The 17,272-nt window shown below is 46.0% G+C and carries 14 protein-coding genes; 4 read left to right on the top strand and 10 right to left on the bottom strand.

The annotated features are described in order from the left end of the window. Positions 1 to 58: 58 nt before the first annotated feature. The 4 genes from QTO00_RS01120 to argR form a co-directional block, all read right to left on the bottom strand. Positions 59 to 499 (bottom strand): universal stress protein, encoded by a 441-nt coding sequence (locus QTO00_RS01120; RefSeq protein WP_331422443.1) that lies wholly within the window; start codon positions 497 to 499, stop codon positions 59 to 61. A 97-nt stretch (positions 500 to 596) separates the two neighbouring features. Further along, the gene (locus tag QTO00_RS01115; RefSeq protein WP_331422442.1) at positions 597 to 3,176 is read right to left on the bottom strand and encodes a TRAP transporter permease; all 2,580 of its coding nucleotides are present in this window, start codon (positions 3,174 to 3,176) and stop codon (positions 597 to 599) included. A gap of 224 nt (positions 3,177 to 3,400) precedes the next feature. Further along, positions 3,401 to 4,369, bottom strand: coding sequence for a TAXI family TRAP transporter solute-binding subunit (locus tag QTO00_RS01110; protein ID WP_038209546.1), 969 nt, complete (start codon positions 4,367 to 4,369; stop codon positions 3,401 to 3,403). Positions 4,370 to 4,700: 331 nt separating this feature from the next. Continuing rightward, positions 4,701 to 5,171, bottom strand: a complete 471-nt coding sequence (gene argR, locus QTO00_RS01105) for a transcriptional regulator ArgR (protein ID WP_331422440.1) — start codon at positions 5,169 to 5,171, stop codon at positions 4,701 to 4,703. A 333-nt stretch (positions 5,172 to 5,504) separates the two neighbouring features. Here argR and mdh point away from each other — a divergent pair, with 333 nt between their 5' ends. Further along, the gene (gene mdh, locus QTO00_RS01100; RefSeq protein WP_331422438.1) at positions 5,505 to 6,437 is read left to right on the top strand and encodes a malate dehydrogenase; all 933 of its coding nucleotides are present in this window, start codon (positions 5,505 to 5,507) and stop codon (positions 6,435 to 6,437) included. A gap of 54 nt (positions 6,438 to 6,491) precedes the next feature. Here mdh and QTO00_RS01095 read toward each other — a convergent pair whose 3' ends face one another. The 5 genes from QTO00_RS01095 to QTO00_RS01075 all read right to left on the bottom strand — a co-directional run bounded on the left by QTO00_RS01095 (position 6,492) and on the right by QTO00_RS01075 (position 11,173). Next, positions 6,492 to 6,881, bottom strand: a complete 390-nt coding sequence (locus QTO00_RS01095) for a RidA family protein (RefSeq protein WP_038209538.1) — start codon at positions 6,879 to 6,881, stop codon at positions 6,492 to 6,494. Positions 6,882 to 7,019: 138 nt separating this feature from the next. Beyond that, positions 7,020 to 7,481, bottom strand: a complete 462-nt coding sequence (gene pyrI / locus QTO00_RS01090; RefSeq protein ID WP_331422435.1) for an aspartate carbamoyltransferase regulatory subunit — start codon at positions 7,479 to 7,481, stop codon at positions 7,020 to 7,022. A gap of 14 nt (positions 7,482 to 7,495) precedes the next feature. Continuing rightward, a complete protein-coding gene (gene pyrB, locus QTO00_RS01085; RefSeq protein WP_331422433.1) occupies positions 7,496 to 8,425 on the bottom strand; it encodes an aspartate carbamoyltransferase in 930 nt (309 codons plus the stop codon). 248 nt (positions 8,426 to 8,673) lie between these two features. Then, the gene (locus tag QTO00_RS01080) at positions 8,674 to 9,678 is read right to left on the bottom strand and encodes an ornithine carbamoyltransferase (protein WP_331422431.1); all 1,005 of its coding nucleotides are present in this window, start codon (positions 9,676 to 9,678) and stop codon (positions 8,674 to 8,676) included. A 118-nt stretch (positions 9,679 to 9,796) separates the two neighbouring features. Beyond that, positions 9,797 to 11,173 carry a PhoH family protein gene (locus tag QTO00_RS01075; protein WP_331422429.1) on the bottom strand — a complete coding sequence of 459 codons (1,377 nt, stop codon included), beginning with the start codon at positions 11,171 to 11,173 and terminating at the stop codon, positions 9,797 to 9,799. A gap of 474 nt (positions 11,174 to 11,647) precedes the next feature. Here QTO00_RS01075 and rapA point away from each other — a divergent pair, with 474 nt between their 5' ends. The 3 genes from rapA (at position 11,648) to QTO00_RS01060 (ending at position 16,444) form a co-directional block, all read left to right on the top strand. Continuing rightward, entirely contained in the window at positions 11,648 to 14,557 is a 2,910-nt protein-coding gene (gene rapA, locus QTO00_RS01070) for an RNA polymerase-associated protein RapA (protein WP_331422428.1), read from the top strand. 139 nt (positions 14,558 to 14,696) lie between these two features. Further along, positions 14,697 to 15,434: a bifunctional tRNA pseudouridine(32) synthase/23S rRNA pseudouridine(746) synthase RluA gene (gene rluA / locus QTO00_RS01065; RefSeq protein ID WP_331422427.1), complete on the top strand. Its 738-nt coding sequence runs from the start codon at positions 14,697 to 14,699 to the stop codon at positions 15,432 to 15,434. 38 nt (positions 15,435 to 15,472) lie between these two features. Beyond that, positions 15,473 to 16,444, top strand: a complete 972-nt coding sequence (locus QTO00_RS01060; RefSeq protein WP_331422425.1) for a D-2-hydroxyacid dehydrogenase — start codon at positions 15,473 to 15,475, stop codon at positions 16,442 to 16,444. Here the strand turns inward: QTO00_RS01060 and QTO00_RS01055 are convergent. Further along, a complete protein-coding gene (locus tag QTO00_RS01055) occupies positions 16,430 to 17,194 on the bottom strand; it encodes a substrate-binding periplasmic protein (RefSeq protein ID WP_331422424.1) in 765 nt (254 codons plus the stop codon). The genes QTO00_RS01060 and QTO00_RS01055 overlap by 15 nt on opposite strands. Between the last annotated feature and the right edge of the window lie 78 nt (positions 17,195 to 17,272).

Below are 17,272 nucleotides of genomic sequence, written 5' to 3'. Positions count from 1 at the left end.
TAGATAAAAACTATCAAAAAAGGCGCTCAATGAGCGCCTTAGGTATTTTATGTGCGGACTATAAGTTTTGCGGTTTAACGACCAAGACGTTAATTGGCGAGTTTTGCACTACCTTGCTAGCTACCGAACCTAGCACTACTTTATCGATCTTAGAACGCTTGTGACTTGGCATCACAATAAGATCGGCACCGAGTTTCTCGGCAAAGTTTAAGATGGTTGAGTATGGTTTGCCTTCAGCGACATGGACTTTGTAAACCACATCCTCATCAATGTGCTTAACGGCGAACTCTTTCAACTGCTGTTCTACATCGGCCTTCATCTTAAGTGCTGCGTCTTTAGGGAAGTAAGTAGCAACCATAGACATGTGAATGCCAGGCAAGACATTCAGCAGGTGCACTTCAGCGTTAGAATGCTTCGCGTGCCATACTGCTAGTTCAACAGCTTTGTCTGAAAAGCCTTTATCGTTTAGATCAACCGGAACAAGAATCTGCTTATACATTGTTGTTTCTCTTTGTCGTCACTGACTGGTTTCGCAGCCAGTGGAAATTATAGTATCCCTAGTTTTATTGTAGCCCTACATAGTAGGGCTGACTAAGTTACGCACTCATCTGTTCCTTTCGAGCTCGTCTTTTTTGATTCATCCCCAGACCGATCAAGAGAAGAAGCGCAGGTACAAATACCCACTCTTTCATTGGTCGGTCTGAGTCTACTACCACGGAGCGAATCTCCCAGTCAAAGTCTACGCCAGCAGATTCTGCAGGGCTACCAAACTCAACCATATCAACTAGCATTCGGCCATTCGCGCTGTTTAGCATTAGACCCATTGAAGCGATACGATCTTCAGCGGTAGTGGCACTATCTTCAAACGGCAGTCTAACTGTCTTCGAAATGTAGTCACCTTCAAGGTTTTCACCCGCAACCAGCAGCTCGATCTCTTCGCCGATATTGAGACCTTCGGTGATCTGCGCGATCTCTGTGCCCGGGTAGAGTACTTTTGCAGGATAGATTTGATCCCACCAAAAACCTGGACGGAAGAAGGTAAAGGTCAGAGCGAGCAATAAGATCGTCTCCCACCACTTGTTCTTAGTGAACCACCAGCCTTGTGTCGCAGCAGAGAATATCAGCATTGCGATCACGGACGATATGATCGTAAGCAACAAATGCCACCAAGAGTCGATCCCCATCAATAGTAATTGAGTATTAAAGATAAACATAAATGGCAAAATGGCGGTTCGAATATCATAGGTAAAACCTTGGATACCCGTTCGGATCGGATCCGACTTAGCGATCGCTGCGGCGGCGAAGGCGGCAAGACCTACTGGAGGTGTGTCATCGGCCAAGATACCGAAATAGAACACAAACAGGTGAACCGCAATCAAAGGAATGATCAAACCACTTTGCGCACCTAGAGTGACGATTACGGGTGCCATCAGGGTTGACACAACAATGTAGTTCGCCGTCGTCGGCAAGCCCATACCCAAGATCAAACTGATTACTGCGGTGAACAATAACATGAGAATGATGTTGCCGCCTGAAATGAACTCGACAAAGTCCGTCATTACTAGGCCAATACCAGTTAGGGTGACCACACCAACAACTGTACCCGCTGCAGCGGTTGCGACCCCTATACCGATCATGTTGCGAGCGCCGTTAACTAAGCTCTCTAATAGATCGATAAAGCCTTCTTTGGTTTGCGCTGCGACGTTTCCATGCTTAGAAAGTACTGCGATAAGTGGACGCTGAGTGATCAAGATAAAGATCATAAATACAGTCGCCCAGAAAGCCGATAGACCCGGAGAGAAACGCTCTACCGTTAAACACCAAACGAGTACTACGATTGGCAGTAGGAAGTGTAAACCAGACTTAATGGTTGGACCTGGATCAGGAACTTCTGTGAGCTCTGCATCAATCTCTATCGCGCCCTCTTTAGCGTATTTAGCCGACACATTAACCAAAGCAACGTAAGACAATAGTAGAGCGACAGTGACGATTGGAGTTGCCGCATCGCCAAACACATCTTTGGTCCAACCAACACCGTAGTAAACCACAGCACTAATCACACAAAGGCCAAGAATGGTGCCGGTGAAAGAGAGTAGGCTAGCCAGTAGAGTAGGGTTATGACGACGAGGTAGACCTGTCATACCTGCTTTACATGCTTCGAGGTGAACGATGTAGATCAGAGCGATGTAAGAGATCAGCGCCGGAAGAATCGCCGCTTTGATTACCTCAACGTAAGATATACCAACGTACTCAACCATTAGGAATGCAGCCGCACCCATGATTGGTGGGGTAAGTTGACCATTGGTTGAAGCGGCAACTTCTACCGCACCTGCTTTAGTGCCAGGGAAGCCAACACGTTTCATTAGAGGAATGGTAAAGGTACCTGTGGTCACAACGTTGGCGATCGATGAGCCAGAGACAAGGCCAGACAGGCCAGATGCCACAACAGCCGCTTTTGCTGGTCCACCTTTCATGTGACCAAGTAGCGAGAACGCGACTTTAATAAAGTAAGCACCAGCGCCAGCACGTTCAAGCATGGCACCAAATAGAACAAACAGAAATACGAACGACGTTGATACGCCTAGAGCAACACCAAAAACACCTTCGGTAGTTAACCAAAGATGCGACATCGCTTTGTTAAGGCTTGCCCCTTTGTGTGCGATAACGTCGGGCATATGCGGGCCGCCAAAGGTGTACAGCAAGAAGACTGCTGCAACGACCATCAGTGGTGGACCGAGTGCACGACGTGTCGCTTCTAGCAGCAATACCATACCAATAACCGCAACGACGATGTCCATTGAGGTTGGAGCACCGGAGCGTCCTGCGAGTTCGGTATAGAAAATGTAAATGTAGGCTGCGGAAAAACTGCCCGCTAGTGCCAATAGCCAGTCGATGACTGGGATGCGATCTCGAGGAGAGTTTTTCATCGCTGGGTATGCAGTGAACGCGAGGAACACAGCAAACATCAAATGAATGGAACGCGCTTCAGTATCATTGAGTACGCCAAAGTTAAATATAAACGGCAAAGGAGACGCGTACCAAAGTTGGAACAGTGACCAACATAGCGGCACAAACCATAGGATGCGGCCAGGCAACCCTAGGGGAGCGCGCGCACCAGTATCGGATTGAGCCACCATTTCTTGCACATCTTGAGACGGAGTTGTTGTCTTCGACATGTACTTAATCCTTATTATATTTGGTCCATATATTTATGATTATTAGAACCTGTATTTAGCATCTTTTAGTGTAGTGAAAAGATGAAATATTGCTTGTTGTGTGGTTTTCTTAGGTATAAAACGAGGGAGAGTTTCAAGAATGTGAAACTCAAAATAGAGAGTCGCCGTGTTCGGCTTCATTGACTACGAACCAAGGAGGCAGCGCCTCCTTGGCAACAGAGCGGTTACTTAAGTAGACCGATCTCTTTGTAGTACTTCTCTGCACCTGGGTGTAGAGGGATAGAAAGACCAGCTTGCACCATGTCTTCTTTCTTCAAGTTTGCAAACGCAGGATGTAGACGCTTAAAGGTATCGAAGTTTTCGAAAACCGATTTCGCTACATTGTAAGCAACATCGTCAGAAACGTTGGTTGTTGTAACCATAGTTGCCGCAACACCAAAGCTGTTTACGTCTTTGTCTGTACCGCGGTACATACCTGCAGGTACTGTGCTGTATGCGTAGTAAGGGTTGTTGGCAACGATCTCATCGATCTTCGCACCCGTTGCAGATACTAGCTTAGCGTCACATGAAGTTGTCGCTTCTTTAATAGATCCATTTGGATGACCCACAACGTAAACGAACGCGTCAATTTTGTTGTCACAAAGTGCTTGAGAACGCTCAGAACCTTTAAGCTCAGAAGCAAGTTTAAAGTCGTCGTTAGTCCAACCCATCGCTTCCATCACTACGCCCATAGTAGCGCGGTCACCTGAACCTGGGTTACCGATGTTTACGCGCTTACCTTTCAGGTCTGCAACGTTTTCGATACCAGCGTCAGCACGAGCGATGATGTTGAATGGTTCTGTGTGTAGAGAGAACACAGCACGTAGCTCTTTGTACGGGCCTTGCTCAGCAAACTTACTTGTACCGTTGTAGCCGTGGTACTGCCAGTCAGACTGAACGATACCGAAGTCTAGTTCGCCTGCACGGATAGTATTGACGTTGTAGATTGAACCACCAGTCGATTCTACAGAACAACGGATGTTGTGTTCTTTACGGCCTTTGTTAACGAGCTTACAGATTGCACCACCAGTTGGGTAGTAAACACCAGTTACAGAACCAGTACCAATCGTGATGAACTCTTGAGCGTTAACTGCGCCAGTGCCCATTACAGCAGCTGCAATTGCACCAACTTTAATAAGTTTGTTTAATGCCATGAATTTCCCTTCCTTATTCATTATTACCCCTTAGCAAGTGTAGTTGCTAAGGGTGTTTCCTATTACTGGAAACGGCATCTTTTTCAATCCGTATGTTGAAAAAGTGGCTGAATAATAGCAAAAAATTGGCACATAATTACAAGATTGTTAAAGGATGTAGATGAAATACCTGATTGCAAACCCAATATGTCGAGATTGTTTTTTAGTTAAAGGTTATACAAATCAGGCGGTTAATGTGAATTATCAACTTAGGTATGATTTTTTTAAGATGTGATGTAAATCACGCCGAATATCTGGCGGCGTGATTGATATGTTAGGGTAATATTTGCGTTTAGCCAGTGTACTCAAATAGATCACACACAGACGCAAACAGTTGCTCAGTGGTAATGTTGTGAGTCGGGGTGATGAAAATAGTATCGTCGCCTGCGACAACGCCGAGAATACCTTCTGCTTTACCTAGTGAATCGAGTAATCGCGCAATCAACTGGGCTGCACCTGGTCCAGTGTGAATCACCACCAAAGCATTGTTGTGGTCGATATCTAGAACCAGTTCACGCAGAGAGCTTGATACCGTTGGTACGCCTAATTCAGCAGGAAGGCAGTAAACCATCTCCATTTTGGCATTGCGAGTACGTACCGCGCCAAACTTAGTCAGCATGCGGGATACTTTCGACTGGTTGATGTTTTCAAACCCTTCGTTTTTAAGAGCTTCTACAATGTCGCCTTGGGAGCCAAAACGTTCTTCTTTAAGCAGGGCTTTGAACGCACGAACGAGATTATCTTGTTTTTCAGAATGGCGCATGGTTCTCTTTCTATGTTGGTTATTATAAAAAGTAAGTGCATATTCTCGCATGGCTATGCACTTTGCGCCAACACGAAGCGTGATTTCTGTCTAGCATATCACTGTAAATTTTACGGATTTTCTCGATTGATAATCTTGCTCAAACCATTGTGACTAAAGGAGAAGCCTCCGGCAGTAACCTTACAGAAAATGGTACATTTTTTCAGCATTGCGCAAGGTCGCAAAGCTGACGTTAATTGATTGTAATCAGGTTGTGATTACTATAGTTTTGGCTTAGTTGATTACAAATCACCCTACATAAAATATAAGAGAATACTCTCAAGGAGAACTACGATGAAAGTAGCCGTTATTGGTGCCGCAGGTGGCATCGGCCAAGCCCTAGCCCTACTCCTCAAAAACCGTCTTCCTGCTGGTTCAGATCTAGCTCTGTATGACATCGCTCCGGTAACCCCGGGTGTTGCTGCAGATCTTAGCCACATCCCAACCCCTGTATCTATTAAAGGGTACGCGGGAGAAGATCCAACCCCAGCACTAGAAGGCGCAGACGTTGTTCTGATCTCTGCGGGTGTTGCTCGTAAGCCAGGTATGGATCGTGCCGATCTATTTAATGTGAATGCGGGTATTGTAAAATCTCTGGCACAACGAATCGCTGATGTATGTCCTAAAGCCATGGTTGGTATCATTACTAACCCTGTTAACACTACGGTGCCAATCGCTGCTGAAGTTCTAAAGCAAGCTGGCGTTTACGACAAGCGTCGCCTATTTGGTGTAACCACTCTTGATGTTATTCGTTCAGAGACTTTCGTTGCTGATCTTAAAGATAAAGATCCAGGCGAGGTTCGTGTCCCTGTCATCGGTGGTCACTCAGGTGTCACTATTCTTCCTCTGCTTTCTCAAGTAGAAGGTGTTGAGTTTACTGACGAAGAAGTCGCGGCACTGACTAAGCGTATCCAAAATGCGGGTACTGAAGTCGTTGAAGCAAAAGCGGGTGGCGGTTCTGCAACACTATCTATGGGTCAAGCAGCTTGTCGCTTTGGTCTAGCTCTTGTTAAAGCGCTTCAAGGTGAAGAGGTTGTTGAGTACGCATACGTTGAGGGTGCAGGTGAGCACGCGCCATTCTTTGCTCAGCCAGTGAAACTAGGTAAAGACGGTGTTGAAGAGGTTTTGAGCTACGGTGAGCTAAGTGACTTCGAGAAATTAGCACTAGACGGCATGCTAGAAACACTCAATGGCGATATCCAAACAGGCATTGATTTCGTTAAGTAATCAAAATCTGAGTGTATTGAAAGCCGACTTTTGAAGTCGGCTTTTTGGGTTGGGTTACTTACGTACAGCAATTGCTTCGATTTCGATACCTACATCTTTTGGTAGACGCGCTACTTCAACACATGAACGTGCAGGGTAGTTTGCTACCTTGTGCTCGTCAAAGAACTTACCGTAAACCTCGTTAACTGTACCGAAGTCGTTGAGGTCTTTAACGAATACGGTCATTTTCACGATGTCAGTTACTGATAGACCTGAAGATTCAACAACGGCTTTTACGTTGTCTAGAGATTGACGAGCTTGCTCTGCGATATCTGCAGATACTTCACCAGTTGCTGGGTTTACTGGGATTTGGCCAGAAGTCAGTACCATGTTGCCTAGGTCTACACCTTGAACGTATGGGCCGATAGCTGCTGGAGCTGATTCTGTGTGAAGTACTTTAGTCATTATTATGTTCCATCTATTTAGGGGTGAACAGAATTTAGGGATTCAGTGTGCCGCGAAATAGCAGTTGGGTAAAGAAAAAACCTCACCCTTAAAGAGTGAGGAGATTGAAATTACGGATGTTTAGTAAGCGACGAGTATCTAACGCTCAGTAACAATTTCACGCGAGAATACTTTTTCACAGTATTTACACTTCAAGCGAATATCTTCGTTTTTCTCGAACACCTTGAAGCTACTTTCTACTGGCTCACCGTGAGTAATACAGTTGGTGTTTGGACACTCAAATACGTTATTCACCTGCTCAGGTAACTCAAGCGGTAGCTTTTTCACCACTTGGTAATCTTCGATCTGGTTAACGGTCGCATGTGGAGCATATAGCGCCAGCTTACTTGCCTGCTCTTCACTAATAAACACGTTCTCGATCTTGAGTAGATCTTTGTGTCCAAGAGCTGATGATGGCAAGTTTAGGCCAACCGTTACGCGCTGCTGCGATTTGTGCATTGAGAACAGCTTGAGTACCTTGATACCAATTTGAGCTGGAATGTGGTCGATGACAGTGCCGTTTTTAATTGCTTCAACCTGCAATTGAGTTTCTTTAACCATGATGTTCTCCTCGATTACAGTGATTCATTTAGGACTAGAGCAAGTAGAGCTTGGCGAGCGTAAACGCCGTTTTCTGCTTGTTCGAAGTAGTATGCGTGTGGCGTTTTATCGACGTCTACTGTGATTTCATCAACACGTGGTAGCGGGTGAAGGACTTTTAAGTTTTCACGCGCACCCTCTAGCACTTGTGCCGTCAAGATATAGGCAGATTTGATGTGAGCATACTCAGATTCGTCAAAACGCTCTTTTTGTACGCGTGTCATGTATAGCACATCGAGTTCTGGAACCACGCTTTCCATATCTGTGTGCAGGCTGTATTGGATACCTGACTCATCAAGCTCTTCTAAGATGTAATCTGGCATCGCTAACGCATCTGGTGCAATAAAGAAGAAGCGTACATTGTTGAATTTCGCTAGTGCCTGAGTCAAAGAATGGACAGTGCGGCCATATTTAAGGTCACCAACAAAGGCAACGTTAAGGTTATCAAGGCGACCTTGCGTTTCGGCAATTGAGAATAGGTCTAGTAGGGTTTGGGTTGGGTGCTGGTTAGCACCGTCGCCGCCATTGATGACTGGTACACCATTAGAGAACTCAGATGCTAGACGCGCAGCCCCTTCTTGTGGGTGGCGCATGACAAAAGCATCAACGTAAGAAGAGATAACCTGTACAGAGTCAGCAAGGGTTTCACCTTTCTTTGCCAGAGAGGTGTTACCGCCGTTATCAAAACCAATCACATCACCACCAATACGTTGGATTGCAGTTTCAAATGATAGGCGTGTACGGGTAGATGGTTCAAAGAAGCAGCTGGCAACGACTTTATTTTTAATCAACTCTGGCTGAGGCTTCGCCTTCAGTTCTCCCGCCGTTTTGACAATCAACTCCAGCTCTTCACGTGATAGCTCAGGAATCGAGATAATATGCTTGTTGTAAAGCGTGTTCGTCATAATCATCTTCCCAGTCAGATAGTTAGGCACAAAAAAGCCCCCCAATAAGGGAGGCTTTAAAAATCGGTGGAAATAGAAAAAACCCGTGCTGATAAGCAGGCTTGCTTACCCAGTGTAATACGCTTTGTAGAGCACGAATTACGTGGCATTGTTTACTATCTCCAGACAAATTGCCGAGCATTATACGCTGAAGAAATGTTAACGCAAGCGATTACATCGAGGGTTTTGTTGTCACTTAGTGGCGATTATCATGCGCCGAGTGTGGCAACCATCACAGCTTTAATCGTATGCATGCGGTTCTCTGCTTCATCGAATACAATAGAGTGCTCTGACTCAAACACTTCTTCAGTAACCTCTAGGCCATTCATGCCATATTTTTCAGCTACTTGCTTACCAATCATAGTTTCGTCATTGTGGAATGCAGGTAGGCAGTGCATAAATTTCACTTGAGGGTTACCCGTTTTGCTAATCACATCCATATTAACTTGGTAAGGTGTCATTTTCGCTACGCGCTCGTCCCAAGCTTCTGGTGCTTCTCCCATAGAGACCCAAACGTCGGTATAGAGGTAATCACACTCTTTCACGCCCTCTTCAACATTTTCAGTCAGAGTGATTTTCGCGCCTGTATGTTGAGCTATCTCTTGGCAGGTATTTACTAGCTCTTGTTCAGGCCAGAAATCCTTGGGAGCGACGAGACGAATATCCATGCCCATTTTTGCTGCGCCAACCAGAAGAGAGTTGCCCATGTTATTGCGAGCGTCACCAAGATAAGCGAACTTGATTTCGTGTAGCTGCTTGCCACGACCATGCTCTAACATGGTTAGAAAATCCGCCAAGATCTGGGTCGGGTGGAATTCATCGGTTAGGCCATTCCAAACTGGAACTCCTGCATGTGCACCAAGCTCTTCGACAATCGGCTGGCCAAAGCCGCGGTACTCAATGCCATCATACATACGGCCTAACACGCGCGCGGTATCTTTCATTGACTCTTTATGGCCTATTTGAGAACCCGATGGACCGATATATGAAACTTGTGCGCCTTGATCAAATGCCGCTACTTCAAATGCACAGCGAGTACGGGTCGAGGCTTTCTCAAAAATTAGGGCGATGTTTTTGCCCTGTAGTTTTTTCTGCTCAGTTCCCGCATATTTAGCTTTCTTTAGATCTGCTGATAGGTCGAGCAAAAACTGGATCTCTTTAGGGGAGAAATCGAGTAGCTTAAGGAAGTTTCGGTTACGTAAATTAAAAGCCATGCTCCAGTCCTTGAATGTTCATTCATATTATGGAGCTAGTTAAACATATTTAACTATTGTTTGTGAATAATTATTTTAATAAAGTGCCGGGATATGAATTATATCTCGGCAAATGTGACTATAAATTCTCTTCGGCATATTCTGCCAGTCGGCTTCTAACTACGCCATTGAGGTGAATGTTGGCGCTCCCCTCAAAGTTTTTGAACCGTTCAACCATATAGGTTAGGCCCGATGTTACCGGGGTTAAATAGTGAGAGTCGATCTGAGCTAAGTTGCCCGAGCAGACGATCTTAGTCCCTTCTCCGCAGCGAGTGATGATGGTTTTGATCTGGGATGCGGTCAGGTTCTGACACTCGTCAAGCAACACAAAAGCATTTTGGATCGACCGGCCACGCATAAAGTTGATCGATTTGAACTGAATATTGGCTTTGTCGCAGATGTATTTGAGCGAACCTTCAGTACAGTGATCATTCTTATGCAGCGCCTCCAAGGTATCGGTCACTGCCGCAAGCCAAGGCATCATCTTCTCCTCTTCACTACCGGGTAAGAAACCAATCGCTTCACCAATATCCGGTGTGTTACGGGTGACGATGATCTTGTCAAAAATGCCTTTTTCAATGGTTTGTTCCAGTGCAGAAGCTAATGCCAACAGGGTTTTACCACTACCAGCGGCGCCGGTTAAAATCACTAAATCGATGTCGGGATCAAGCAGGGCATCGAGCGCCATGCTTTGATAGATATTTTTAGGTGTGATGTCCCATGCGCGGCGATGCATCATGCGCTCTCGGCTAAGATCTTTAATGGTAATAGTATCGGTTTCTATTTTCTCAACACGTCCGGCAAAGTCGCTCTCTTCATCGATCACATACTGGTTGATATAAGTTGGTTCAAACGGCTCTCGATCTAAGGTGTGATAAGTTCTTCCACCAAGTTTTCTACTCTCAACATTTTGTACACCACTCCAAAAGTCCCCTTCAATTTGCTGAAAACCTTTAGTGAGATACTGGACATCATCGATGAGCTGGTCTGTACGGTAATCTTCGACAAATCGAACTCCGGCGCCTTTGGCTCTTAGGCGCATATTGATGTCTTTAGTAACCAAGATGACTTCACGAGGAGCGCGCTTGTTTTGCAGATAGAGCACACCGTTGAGAATTCGGTTGTCACCGGCTTTGTCAGCAAAGGCTTTGACGGTTTCTTGTAACTCAAAATCAGCCAGAATGGCGATATGTCCGGTGGCTTCTTTGTCTTTGTTGATTGGGATGCCTTCGGAGATTTCGTCGGGCGTCGCGTCTTTGAACATGGCTTCTAGTGCACGGATTGCCACGCGGGCATCACGAGCAACATCGCGTTTGCTGTCTTTGATCCTGTCGAGTTCTTCGAGGACGGTCATCGGGACGACGACGTCGTGTTCCTTAAATGAGTAGATGGCTAGTGGTTCGTGTAGCAGAATATTGGTGTCGAGGACAAAAAGTTTCCGGTCTGTGTCACCCATAGCGTCTCCTTGCCGAATTACGGCTTGCTTGCCCCTCATACTTTTGCATGAAGTGGTCTACCTGCGGTGGCATGCAGTGATGTAGCCTGGCAATCAGAGTACGCTGATGGTTTGACTACAAATACTGCAAACCCGTGTGATCGTCACCTGAATCGAATGCATCTCTTGTGCCAGTCATAAAGTTGGCGTTAAGTGAAGCATCGTCATTAGTTAGTATAAGCTTGCTGATTCAATACCCTGTTATAGAAGTGCCATTGATTTCTTACACTTTGATGTCACCTCCATCTTCGAGAAAAAATTGTTGGTTTTTGAGGTCTTTGTACGTGACCAATGTCACAGCTTCAAGTAAGATTAGCGACCTTTTTTCGCGCAACGGCTGACTTATTATTTCCTCGTCAGTTGCCTTTCAAGTTGCGTAAGAACAGCTAAGATTTATAGACCCATTTTTGAATTATTAGATGAGGTAGTCGATTCATGACATTTGCTTTGGGCCAGCGCTGGATAAGCGATACGGAAAGCGACCTAGGTTTAGGAACCGTTGTAGCATTGGATGCTCGTACTGTGACACTGATGTTTGCAGCCTCTGAAGAGAACCGAGTTTATGCTCGAAATGATGCACCCGTAACCAGAGTAACTTTCAATGTTGGTGATGTGATTGATAGCCAAGAAGGTTGGTCTCTCAAAGTAGAGCAAGTAGTCGAAGATCAAGGGGTATTTAGCTACATTGGTGTTCGTGAAGACAGTAGCGAAGAGGGTGTGACTCTGCGTGAGATCATGCTGAGCAACCAGATTCGTTTTAACAAGCCTCAAGACAAGTTGTATGCGGGTCAGATCGACCGCATGGACAACTTTGTGCTCCGTTACCGTGCATTGATGAACCAATATGAGCAGCATAAGAGTCCGATGCGTGGTTTATGTGGTATGCGAGCAGGCTTGATTCCTCATCAGCTATATATTGCTCATGAAGTGGGTCGCCGCCATGCTCCACGTGTGTTGCTGGCCGATGAAGTTGGCTTAGGTAAAACCATCGAAGCGGGCATGATCATCCACCAGCAAGTTCTAGCGGGCCGAGCTGAACGTATTCTGATTGTCGTTCCTGAAACATTACAGCACCAGTGGTTAGTAGAGATGATGCGTCGCTTTAACCTGCATTTCTCTATCTTTGATGAAGAGCGCTGTATCGAGGCATTTGCTGATTCTGACAACCCTTTTGATACTCAGCAGTATGTGCTGTGTTCACTCGATTTCTTGCGTAAGAGTCGCCAGCGTTTCGAGCAAGCGTTAGAAGGTGATTGGGATCTTTTAGTCGTGGATGAAGCCCATCACTTAGAGTGGAGCCCTGAGCAACCAAGCCGTGAATACCAAGTAGTTGAAGGGTTAGCTGAGCGCACCCCTGGCGTTCTACTACTAACCGCAACACCAGAGCAACTGGGCCGTGAAAGCCACTTTGCTCGTCTACGCCTGTTGGATTCTGACCGCTTCTTTGACTACCAAGAGTTCGTCAAAGAGGAAGAGCAATACGCACCAGTGGCTGACTCAGTCAGTGCCTTGTTCTCAGGTCAAAAGTTAGAGAACCAAGCCAAGAATCAAATTACTGAGCTGCTGTCAGAGCAAGATGTAGAACCGTTGTTCCGCATCATCGAAAGTGACTCCGACCAAGAGGCTAAAGCTGCTGCTCGCCAAGAGCTAATCGATAACCTGATGGACCGCCACGGTACAGGGCGTGTGCTGTTTAGAAATACCCGCGCGGCAATCAAAGGCTTCCCGAAGCGTAACGTTAACCTGCTGCCGATGCCAATTCCTCAGCAATACATGACCTCTATGCGTGTGTCAGGCATGATTGGTGGAAAGATTAGCCCTGAAGCGCGTGCTTTGAAGAACTTGTATCCTGAAGAGATTTTTCAAGAGTTTGAAGGCGAAGATGCGAGCTGGTGGCAGTTCGATAGTCGTGTTAACTGGCTACTTGAAAAGATTAAAGAGAAGCGTAGTGAGAAAATTCTAGTTATCGCTTCGCGCGCGAGTACCGCTCTACAACTAGAGCAAGCTTTGCGTGAACGTGAAGGTATCCGTGCGACCGTATTCCACGAAGGTATGTCGATTCTTGAGCGTGACAAAGCAGCGGCTTACTTCGCGCAAGAAGAGGGCGGCGCACAGGTTCTGATCTGTAGTGAGATTGGCTCAGAAGGTCGTAACTTCCAGTTTGCCAACCAACTGGTGATGTTCGATTTACCATTCAACCCAGACTTGCTTGAGCAGCGTATTGGACGTTTAGATCGTATCGGCCAAAGTCGTGATATTGATATTCATGTTCCATACCTAGAAGGGACGTCACAAGCTATTTTAGCGCGCTGGTTTGAAGAGGGTTTAAACGCGTTTGCTGAAACCTGCCCAACAGGTCGTACAGTGTATGACAAGTATTCTGATCATCTGATTGAGATGCTAGCGTCAGGTGATACGAGCGATCTTGATGAGGTGATTGCTGAGTCTGCTACCCTGAACAAAGAGCTAAAAGCGCAACTTGAACAAGGTCGCGATCGCCTGCTTGAGATGCACTCTAACGGTGGCGAAAAAGCGCAAGCTATCGTGGATAAGATTGCTGCAACGGATGGCGATACTAATCTAGTCACCTTCGCATTAAGCCTGTTTGATACTATCGGCCTAGATCAAGACGACAAGGGTGAGAATGCTCTAGTCGTGACTCCGTCTGAGCACATGTTAGTGCCAAGCTACCCAGGCTTGCCATATGAAGGTGCGACAATTACTTTTGACCGTGAAACCGCACTTTCACGCGAAGATATGAACTTTATCAGTTGGGAACACCCAATGATTCAGGGCGGTATCGACCTGCTGATGAGTGAAGGTGTTGGTGCTACCGCAGTTTCACTGCTGAAAAACAAAGCGCTACCAGTGGGTACTATGCTGCTCGAGCTGATTTACAAGGTTGATGCTCAAGCGCCAAAGCGCAGCGGTATTAGTCGCTTCCTTCCAACCACGCCGATCCGTATTATGCTCGACGGTAAAGGCAACGATCTCTCTTCTCAGGTAGAGTTTGAGAGCTTTAACCGTCAACTTAGCCCAGTGGGTCGTCATATAGCGACTAAGTTAGTGGCTTCGGTTCAAGCGCAAGTTCATCAATTAGTTGAAGCGGGCGAGAAGTTGATCGTTGAGAAAGTGGAAGTGATTCGCAATCAGGCTCAGCAAGAGATGCAAGCGAGCTTAAACAGTGAGTTAGAGCGTTTGCAAGCGCTGAAGGCGGTCAATCCAAACATTCGTGATGAAGAGATCGAAGCGATTGATGGCCAGATCACTGAGCTCAATGGCTATATCAGCCAAGCGCAGTATCAGTTAGATTCTTTACGTATGATTGTTGTCTCCCACAACTAATTTTCCTCGTATTTGAAGTTGCAGCGTTGTTGCTACACGCACTCACCCCAATCACATAGTGGAACTATGTGATTGGGGATTCGTTTGTGTATCGCCTAGCTGCAACGTCAACTACTTAGAAAATCTGAGCAATAAAATTATGGCAATGACTGAATACAACCCACCGCGCCAGCCGTGGGCTGATATTATATTTGAAGACGAACATATCTTGGTGGCTAACAAGCCGTCAGGACTCCTGTCTGTGCCTGGTCGTTTGGCGGAACATTACGATAGCTTGTGGTCGCGCTTAGTTGCTCTTTACCCAGACATACAAGTGGTGCATCGTCTCGATATGGATACGTCAGGTTTGATGCTCCTTGCCAAAAATAAAGATGCAGAGCGTTCGCTGAAGAAGCAGTTTCAATATCGTTTAACTCACAAAATCTATTACGCTCGTGTTTGGGGACAAGTAGATCAGCCTGAGGGAGAGGTGGATCTGCCGCTTATTTGCGATTGGGAAAATCGCCCACGGCAGAAAGTCTGCTTCGACCACGGCAAACCGTCTCAGACCTTGTATCAAGTGGTGAAGCACGAGGAGAAAACTACCATTGTTAGGTTGCTACCCGTCACTGGCCGTTCACACCAATTGCGCGTGCACATGCAGGCATTAGGTCATCCGATTGTCGGTGATGAGTTCTACTCGCAGAGTGAGGCGTTTGAGTTCTCACCTCGCTTAGAGTTACATGCAGCTGAATTGAGTTTTTATCATCCTAAAACTGATCTACTGCAAGCTAGCTTTGTTCCGTGTGATTTTTATCTTGAAGCTCAAGCAATGATCTTTCACTATTTCTCTCCTGTGAAAAAATTACCAGATTATAAAACGCTGCCGCGCCCATAAAAACGCAAGGAAAGTATGTGGCAGCACAAGGAGATCTTATGTCGCTGCCAACTGTCGTGTTTCTTGACCGAGCCACCATTCCCACTCAAATAAACCTGCCTCGTTTACCTTTTGAGCATCAGTGGGTTGAATATAATTTCACAGCGCCACACGAAGTGGTTGAGCGTTTACAGACTGCAACTGTGGTCATTACCAACAAGGTGGTTCTTAACCGCTCGGTGTTAAAACAGCTGCCAAATCTAAAGCTCATTGCGATAGCAGCAACCGGTTATAACAATGTCGATATTGATGCTTGTTATGAATTAGGTATCGCCGTGAGCAATGTTCAAGGCTACGCCACTCAATCAGTTCCAGAGCATGTGATTGCCATGATGTTCGCGCTAAAACGTAATTTGAAAGGCTATCACAATGACATTGCGGCCGGAGAATGGCAGCGAAATAAACAGTTCTGCTTTTTTACTCACCCAATCACGGATATCGCAGGTTCAACCATGGGCATAATTGGCAGTGGCGCCCTTGGCCAAGCAACAGCATCCTTAGCGAAAGCATTAGGGATGAAAGTTGTGTTTGCTGAGCGTAAAGGCGCGACAAAGTGTCGTGAAGGTTATCTGCCTTTTGAACAGGTGCTCACGGAAGCTGACGTGTTGACTTTGCACTGTCCGTTGAATGAACAAACCCTACATCTGGTTGGCCGACATGAACTGTTATCTATGAAGGCAACAAGTATTGTCATCAATACTGGCCGAGGTGGTTTAGTTGATGAAGAGGCGCTAATCGATGCACTGAAACATGGTGTGATTGGCGGAGCAGGGGTTGATGTCTTTACCGATGAGCCTGCCGATGAATCTAACTCCTTGATTGCAAATATGCATCTTCCCAATTTGTTGCTGACACCCCATGTCGCATGGGGGAGTGACTCGTCGATTCAGAAACTAGCAGATATTCTTATCGATAACATTGCCGCCTTCGTTGATGGGCGTGATCAAAATAGAGTGTTACCACAGCAGTAGCGGAGAGTCAGGGTTCTCTCTCTTCCAGCGTTGCAATCCATGGTTAAACGTTGAAAGTAGTTCTTCACTGTTTTGCTTGGCCTTGGGGAACATTAGGTAGTTGCTGTTTTGCGAAAAACTTCTCGGATGATGGGTGATTTTTGCCTTTAATTCATTCGGTAGGCGTTCAAGTTTGTGATAGCCGATGTGGACTTCTTCTGGGACGATATCAATGCGGTTATGCGCTAATTGAAGCATGTTCTGTTCGGTAGTTTTCATGCGGGTTATCTCGACTTTATTCTCCTCAATCATTTTATCTAGATCAGGTCCATAGCTATATTCTAGCCCTCCACCTAGCTTTAAACCTGAGATGTCTTTGAGTTCCTTCCAGTCAAAAGGTTGGTCGACGTTGTAGAAAAATACAAACTCTTCATTGCTAATCTCGTCGCTAAAGAAGAAGTGCTCTGCGCGTTCTTGGGTGTGCATCCAGATTGCGGTGGCATCACACTCGCCTTTCTGCGCTTTATGGTAAACACGTGACCAAGGGAAGAACTGGTACTCAACTTGGTAGCCCTGACTTGTAAATGCTGCCGTTATGATTTGCGCTGCAAAGCCATAGCCTTCAATGTCTTGGCTAATAAATGGTGGCCAATCTCCAGCGCAAATAAGTATCGTCTTTTGTTCACTGTTAGCGGGCTCATCTAAGCTATAAACAGGGGCGGAAACCAGTAGAAAAGCGCATAGGGTGGGAAGAGTGAATTTTATGTACATGCTGCCTGCCTTGGTTGTTTTCGGTTGCACCCTTTAAGGCTAGAACATTTTACAAAGCTTGCTAAACATGCATGTTTA

Origin of the sequence: Vibrio sp. M260118 (assembly GCF_036533755.1) — a bacterium.
GTDB lineage: Bacteria > Pseudomonadota > Gammaproteobacteria > Enterobacterales > Vibrionaceae > Vibrio.
Note: the sequence above shows the minus strand (reverse complement) of the source record. Positions and strands in the feature narration are given on the sequence as shown.